Origin of the sequence: Cyanobium sp. LEGE 06143, assembly GCF_015207535.1 — a bacterium.
In the GTDB taxonomy this organism is placed as follows: domain Bacteria; phylum Cyanobacteriota; class Cyanobacteriia; order PCC-6307; family Cyanobiaceae; genus NIES-981.
Map to the genome: position 1 here is coordinate 1 of NZ_JADEWP010000152.1, position 6,370 is coordinate 6,370.

Here is a 6,370-nt window from a genome sequence, read left to right on the forward strand (position 1 = left end):
CCATGGGGGGCGAGCGCACCTCCTCCAGCAGTTCCATCAAGGTGGCCTGGCCGGGGTCTCCAGCCGAGGCACCGCCCAGGGTGGCTGCGAGCCAGCCGATGCCGGCGAGGAGAAGCACACCCGAGGCCGCGACGCCGGCCACCATGTAAGGACGCTGGCGCAGGTTCACGGCAGCTCCAGGGACAGCCAGCGATGGCGGCGGTCCAGGCTGGCCGCGTCCGCCTCGGCGTCTGGTTTGAGATCCCAGGCCTCAATGGCGGGGGGGGCTGGTCTCAACAGGGTGGTTTTCACCTGGCCATCGCGGGCATAGAGCAGCGGGATGCCGGCTTCAGCCGTGCTCAGGGCAGCCTCGGGCTGCAGCAGCTGGGCCACGTCGTCTGGTTGATGGAGGCGCCACCCCTGCAGGGCCAGCAATTCATCCCCCACCATCAGTCCAGCCTGCTGGGCCGGAGAGTCCCGCACAACGCGCTGCAACGTCAAGCCCCCTGTGCCACTCTTCAGCTGCCACCCCACCCAGGCGCCACTCTGGCTGCGGGGCTGGAGGCTGAGTCCCACATCGGCCAGATAGGCGGCCAGGGGGGGATCCTCCAACCCCTCCAGCCACGCCGGCAGCAGGGTCTGCAGATCCGGGGCCTGGGCGGCGAAGGCCTCCAGCAGGTCTGTTTCGCGGTAGCCCCGGCCCACGCAGCCGAGCCGGCGCCAGAGCTGGCGCAGCACCACCGGCAGCCCACTGCCGACGCGGCGCAGGTGCAGGTCGAGCACCAGGGCCAGCACCGCCCCCTTGAGGTAGTAGCTGATCTGATTGTTGGGGGCATCAGCGTCGGCGCGGTAGAGCTTCACCCAGGCCTCCTCGCCGCTCTGACGCAGGCTCTGCACGGCACGGCCCGGGGTGAGCAGATAGCGGCTGAGATCGGCGCCGAGATCGTCGAGCACCTCAGCGGCGCTGCACAGCCCGGCGCTGTGGGGCAGGAGCTGGTCCACGTAGCTGGTGATGCCCTCGGCAAACCAGAGCGTGGGGATCACCACGGCCTGGCCGTAGTCGTAGGGACTGAGCTCGGCCGGCCGCAGCCGCCGCACGTTCCACTGGTGCAGGTATTCGTGGGCCACCAGCTGCAGCAGCTTGCGGCGCCCCGCAGGCCGCGCCAGGCGGCGCCGGCCGAACTGCAGCACCGTGCTGCTGTCGTGCTCAAGGCCGCCATAGCCATTCGCGTTCAGATGAAGCACGAACAGATAGGCAGCGGCGGCAGGCCGCTCCACCCCCATCAGGCGGCAGCAGGCCAGACACACCTGTTCCACATCCCCCAGCCAGCGGGGGGCTGGCGAGGGCAGATCCTCCCCGGAAAGAGTGCGGCCCCAGCTCACCCAGCGATGGGGGACCCCGGCCACGCTGAACTGGTGACAGCGGTGAGGCCCCACCTCCACCGGCGTGTCCACGAGCTGATCGAAGCTGGTGGCCCGCCAGCCGCCGGAGGGGTCCTCAGGCAGGGGAACAAAGGCCTGCCACTGCGGCGGCAGCCGCAGCTCCAGGGTCTGGGGGCTCCAGCGCTCCCCCTCCAGCTCGAGCACCACGGCGGCCAGGGCCAGAAAGCCGTGATCGCTGTCGAGGTGGCAGGTGCGCACCGTGAGCTCGGTGGCCAGGATCCGGTAGCGGATCTGCACCGGTTCCAGACTGGGCAGCGCCACCTGCCACTGGCTGGTGCCGACGCGGCGCAGAGGCACGGCCTGCCCCCCCTGGTGCAGCTCCAGACCCTCCAGCTGCCGCACGTAGTCGCGAATCAGGTAGGAGCCGGGCGTCCAGGCCGGCAGCGCCAAACGCAGCTGCGGGCGCCGGGGCGTGTGCTGCAGCCTCACCCCCACCAGGTGGCTGCTGGGCTGACTGAGATCGAGCTGAAAGCGAGGGCAGGCTGGGGCAGGCGACGACACAGGCTGGTTCAGGTGCTGACGCTCACCTGGGCATCGCTGAAGTGGAGCGCAGCGTCCCTGAGGGCCATCCGGGCGGCGTAGGCGCGGGTGAGCCGACCCAACAGCCCCTGCAGGGAGCGGCTGCGGCTGAGGCGCTGCAGATCGCCCACCAGAGCCAGGGAGTTGTCGGGCTGGCGGCGCCAGCCCAGGCACAGATCCGCCTCCACCCTCACCTGCAGCGCCACGGACTGGCGCTCATCGGCGAAGCCCCGCAGCACCCCGCCGTAGCTGGGGGTGAGCCCGAGGGCCTCAAGGCTGGCGGCCAGTCCCTCAACGTCGCGGAACTGGGTGGGCAGGATGGAGAGATGGGACATGGAGCCGAGGCCCGCTTTGTCTGACCCTAGCGATCACTGGCCCAGCATCCAGTGGCCGTTGCCACCCCAGGCCGCTGTCGGTGGCGGCCAGGGGGACCGGCCGTTGCGCCTCGGCGTGATGGCCTCCGGGGCAGGCAGCAATTTCGAGGCCCTGGTGGAGGCCACCCGCCGCCCGCCTCCGGCCCTGCAGGCCGAGGTGGTGCTGCTGGTGGTGAACAACCCGGGCTGCGGTGCCCAGCAGCGGGCCGAGCGGCTGGGGGTTCCCTGCCAGCTGCTCGATCACCGGCTGCAGCCCAGCCGCGCCGCCCTCGATGCCGTCCTGATCGCAGCCTTCGATCAGGCCCGGGTGGATCTGGTGGTGATGGCCGGCTGGATGCGGATCGTCACGCCCTCGTTGATCAATGCCTTTCCGCAGCGGTTGGTGAACCTGCATCCCTCCCTGCTGCCCAGCTTCCGCGGCCTCGATGCCGTCGGCCAGGCCCTGGCGGCGGGGGTCACCCTGAGCGGCTGCACCGTGCACCTGGTGAGTGAGACGGTGGATGCGGGCAGGATCCTGGTGCAGGCGGCGGTGCCGGTGCTGCCGGGCGACAGCCGCGAGCAGCTGGCGGCACGCATCAGGCCGCTGGAGCATCGCCTCCTGCCCCTAGGGGTGTGCCTGGCCGCCCAGGCGCTCGACTGGCGAGCTAGGGGTAGAAGGGCAGCAGGGGCAGGCCGGCAGTGGCCTCCAGGCCGGCCATCAGATTGAGGCACTGCACTCCCTGGCCCGCCTGGCCCTTCACCAGGTTGTCGATCGCGCCCATCACGATCAGCTGGCCCGTGCGCGGGTCGGCCTGCACCGAGAGCAGGGCACGGTTGGTCTGCCGCACCCACTTGGTGGAGGGGTAGGTGCCCACCGGCAGCACCTGAACGCAGGGGCTGTTCGGGTAGGCGGAGCTCAGCACCGTGCGGCAGTCCTCCGCGGTGAGGCCGGGGTCGCGCAGGCGGGCGTAGAGGGTGGCCAGCAGGCCACGCACCATCGGCACCAGGTGGGGGGTGAACTGCAGCTGGATCGGTTGGCCGGCCACCTGAGCGGCGATCTGCTCGATCTCGCTGGTGTGGCGATGGCCCACCACGCCATAGGGGGCGATCGCCTCGGCGGCCTCAGCCAGCAGCAGGTTTTCCTTGGCGGCGCGACCGCCGCCGCTGGTGCCGGTCTTGGCATCGATCACGATGCCGCTCGTTTCGATCAGGCCCTGCTTGAGCAGGGGCAGCAGACCCAGCAGGGAGGCGGTGGGGAAACAGCCGGGGGCGGCCACCAGGCGCGCTGTGGCCAGGCGGCGGCCCTCCCACTCGGGCAGGCCGTAGACCGCTTCGGCGCAGAGGTCGGCATCTGTGCGGGGCACCGCCTCGGCCTCGGCGCTGTACACCGCCTGCCAGGCCTCCAGGGAGCGGTAGCGGTAGTCGGCGGAGAGATCCACCACCCGCACGCCGCGCTCCAGCAGCGGCGGCACCAGCCGGGCCGCGAGGCCATTCGGCAGGCTGAGCACGGCGAAGTCGGCGGCKGCAGCGATCGCGTCGGGGTCAGGGCTCTGCACCAGCGGATCGCCCGGCAGGGGCAGGAAGGGCGTGATCGCGCTCCAGCGTTTGCCACTACTGCGCTCGCCGCCCAGGAAGCTCACCTCAAAGCCGGGATGGCCCTGCAGCAGCCGCAGGGTCTGGAGGCCGCCATAGCCGCTGGCACCGATCACCGCGACGCGCTTTCTGGCCATGGCGGAGCCCCGATGGAGAGGTGGTGCGGGCTTTATAAAGGATGATTGCACCGGGCCCCTGGGTCCGACCGCCCCCGTTGACCGCCCTGAGCAACCCATCCGTCGCCAGCTCCGAGGCGACCGTGACCGGTGCCATCCGCTTCGATGCCATCGCCGATGCCCTCGCTGCGATCCGCAACGGTGAGTCGATCGTGGTGGTGGACGACGAAAACCGCGAAAACGAAGGCGACCTGATCTGCGCCGCCCAGTTCGCCACCCCCGAGCAGATCAACTTCATGGCCACCGAGGCGCGGGGCCTGATCTGCCTGGCCATGGAGGGCGAGCGCCTCGATGCCCTCGATCTGCCCCTGATGGTGGATCGCAACACCGACGAGAACCAGACGGCCTTCACCGTGAGCGTCGATGCCGGCCCGGAGAACGGGGTGAGCACTGGCATCTCGGCCGATGACCGGGCCCGCACCATCCAGGTGGCCATCCATCCCGGCAGCCGCCCCAGCGACCTGCGCCGGCCGGGCCACATCTTTCCGCTGCGGGCGCGCCAGGGGGGCGTGCTCAAGCGGGCGGGCCACACCGAAGCCGCCGTCGACCTGGCCCGGCTGGCCGGCCTCTACCCCGCCGGAGTGATCTGCGAAATCCAGAATGCCGATGGCTCGATGGCGCGGCTGCCCCAGCTGGCCGCCTACGCCCGCCGCCATGGTCTGCGCCTGATCAACATCGCCGATCTGATCGGCTACCGCCTCGACACGGAGCGCTTCGTGCGCCGTCAGGCCGAGGCCGCCCTGCCCAGCAGCTTCGGGGAGTTCAGGGCGATCGGCTACCGCAATGAGCTCGATGGCAGCGAGCATGTGGCCATCGTCAAGGGCCATCCCGAGCAGGCCAGCGCGCCCGTGCTGGTGCGGGTGCACAGCGAATGCCTCACCGGCGATGCCTTCGGCTCCCTGCGCTGTGACTGCCGGCCCCAGTTGGAGGCGGCCCTGCGGATGCTGGAGGAGGCCGGCGAAGGGGTGGTGGTGTACCTGCGCCAGGAGGGCCGGGGCATCGGCCTGATCAATAAGCTCAAGGCCTACTCGCTTCAGGACACGGGCCTGGACACGGTGGAGGCCAACGAGCGGCTGGGCTTCCCCGCCGACCTGCGCAACTACGGCGTCGGCGCCCAGATCCTCAGCGACCTGGGTGTGCAGCGGCTGCGGCTGATCACCAACAACCCCCGCAAGATCGCCGGCCTGGGCGGCTATGGGCTGGAGGTGGTGGACCGGGTGCCCCTGGTGATGGATCCCGGCACCCACAACGCGGCCTACCTGGCCGTGAAGCGCTCCAAGCTCGGCCACCTGATGGGGGAAGGGCCAAGTTGCCCCCTGGGGCTCACCGCGGTGCTGGCCTGGAGTGGCGTCGCCGACGAGTCAGGCGGACTACCGGACGCCGCCCGGTCGGAGCGGTTGGACCATCTGCACGCCTGGGCCCTGGAACAGGGGCTGCTGCTGGGGCGCGAGGAGCACCCCCGCCTGCTGGCGCTGCTCAACCAGCCCCACCTGGCTCTGCTGCTCAGTTCAGGGCGGGGGGCAGACGGCCTGCGGGAGCAGGGCATCAGCGACCTTCTACGCCGGCTGGCCGCCTGGCCCCACACCGAAAGCGTGGCGCTGCTGCTCACCCCCGATGCCCAGCGCACGGCCCATCCCAGCGCCCAGCTGCAATGCCAGCACCGCCCCCTGGCGGAGCTCCAGGGGGGCGGTGTGGCGGGGCTGCCGCTGCAGGCCGAGGCTTTTCTGGTCTGGCGCTGAGCCCGGCAGCGACCGCAGCGGATCGGTCGCGCTGCAAGCTCAGTCCTGAATGGTCAGCTTGTTGATCTTGCTGCCGTTCTTGAGGGCCTGCACCACATCCATGTTGGTGGTGTGGCCGAACACGGTGTGCACGCCGTCGAGGTGGGGCTGGGCCTCATGGCAGATGTAGAACTGCGAGCCGCCGGTGTTCTTGCCGGCATGGGCCATGGCCAGGGTGCCCGACTTGTGCTTCTGGCCGTTGATCTCGCAGTCGATGTGGTAGCCGGGGCCGCCGGTGCCGGCCATGCCGGGGGCACCATCACGGCTGTTGGGGCATCCACCCTGGGCCATGAAGCCCGGGATCACGCGGTGGAAGGCGAGGCCGTCGTAAAAGCCCTCCTTGGCCAGCTTGGTGAAGTTGGCCACGGTGTTCGGGGCGTCGGCATCGAAGAGCTCGAGCTCGATGCTGCCGGCATCCGTCTCCATCAGGGCTTTGGTCATGGGGGAATGGCTGAAAACACGACTGTATGGGGCCGGCACGACAATGGGGCCGGTTTGCGCCGCCCGCCAGAGCGCGGCTCCCACCCGA

At 70.4% G+C, this 6,370-nt stretch carries 6 protein-coding genes; 2 read left to right on the forward strand and 4 right to left on the reverse strand.

Annotated features, from left to right (window positions below):
* Positions 1-165 precede the first annotated feature (165 nt).
* Complete coding sequence (locus tag IQ216_RS10525; protein ID WP_193815432.1) at positions 166-1,923, reverse strand: PDZ domain-containing protein; 1,758 nt, start codon at positions 1,921-1,923, stop codon at positions 166-168.
* Between the two features lie 8 nt (positions 1,924-1,931).
* Positions 1,932-2,276: a DUF1257 domain-containing protein gene (locus IQ216_RS10530; protein ID WP_186699595.1), complete on the reverse strand. Its 345-nt coding sequence runs from the start codon at positions 2,274-2,276 to the stop codon at positions 1,932-1,934.
* On the opposite strand from IQ216_RS10530, the gene purN reads away from it, so the two are divergent.
* Positions 2,260-3,021: a phosphoribosylglycinamide formyltransferase gene (gene purN, locus IQ216_RS10535; RefSeq protein ID WP_193815433.1), complete on the forward strand. Its 762-nt coding sequence runs from the start codon at positions 2,260-2,262 to the stop codon at positions 3,019-3,021. The genes IQ216_RS10530 and purN overlap by 17 nt on opposite strands.
* Here the strand turns inward: purN and argC are convergent.
* On the reverse strand, positions 2,960-4,024 hold the full coding sequence (gene argC, locus IQ216_RS10540) for an N-acetyl-gamma-glutamyl-phosphate reductase (protein ID WP_193815434.1): 1,065 nt from the start codon (positions 4,022-4,024) through the stop codon (positions 2,960-2,962). The genes purN and argC overlap by 62 nt on opposite strands.
* 41 nt (positions 4,025-4,065) lie before the next feature.
* Between argC and ribBA the strand changes: the two genes are divergently transcribed.
* The gene (gene ribBA, locus IQ216_RS10545) at positions 4,066-5,802 is read left to right on the forward strand and encodes a bifunctional 3,4-dihydroxy-2-butanone-4-phosphate synthase/GTP cyclohydrolase II (RefSeq protein WP_370566702.1); all 1,737 of its coding nucleotides are present in this window, start codon (positions 4,066-4,068) and stop codon (positions 5,800-5,802) included.
* Positions 5,803-5,841: 39 nt separating this feature from the next.
* On the opposite strand, the gene IQ216_RS10550 is transcribed toward ribBA, so the two are convergent.
* Positions 5,842-6,282: a peptidylprolyl isomerase gene (locus IQ216_RS10550; RefSeq protein WP_186699592.1), complete on the reverse strand. Its 441-nt coding sequence runs from the start codon at positions 6,280-6,282 to the stop codon at positions 5,842-5,844.
* Positions 6,283-6,370: the final 88 nt, after the last annotated feature.

Coding starts and splice junctions, on each gene's coding strand:
- purN (WP_193815433.1), top strand. CDS start 2,260: ATGGAGAGATGGGACATGGAGCCGAGGCCCGCTTTGTCTGACCCTAGC.
- IQ216_RS10530 (WP_186699595.1), bottom strand. CDS start 2,276: ATGTCCCATCTCTCCATCCTGCCCACCCAGTTCCGCGACGTTGAGGGA.
- ribBA (WP_370566702.1), top strand. CDS start 4,066: ATGATTGCACCGGGCCCCTGGGTCCGACCGCCCCCGTTGACCGCCCTG.
- IQ216_RS10550 (WP_186699592.1), bottom strand. CDS start 6,282: ATGACCAAAGCCCTGATGGAGACGGATGCCGGCAGCATCGAGCTCGAG.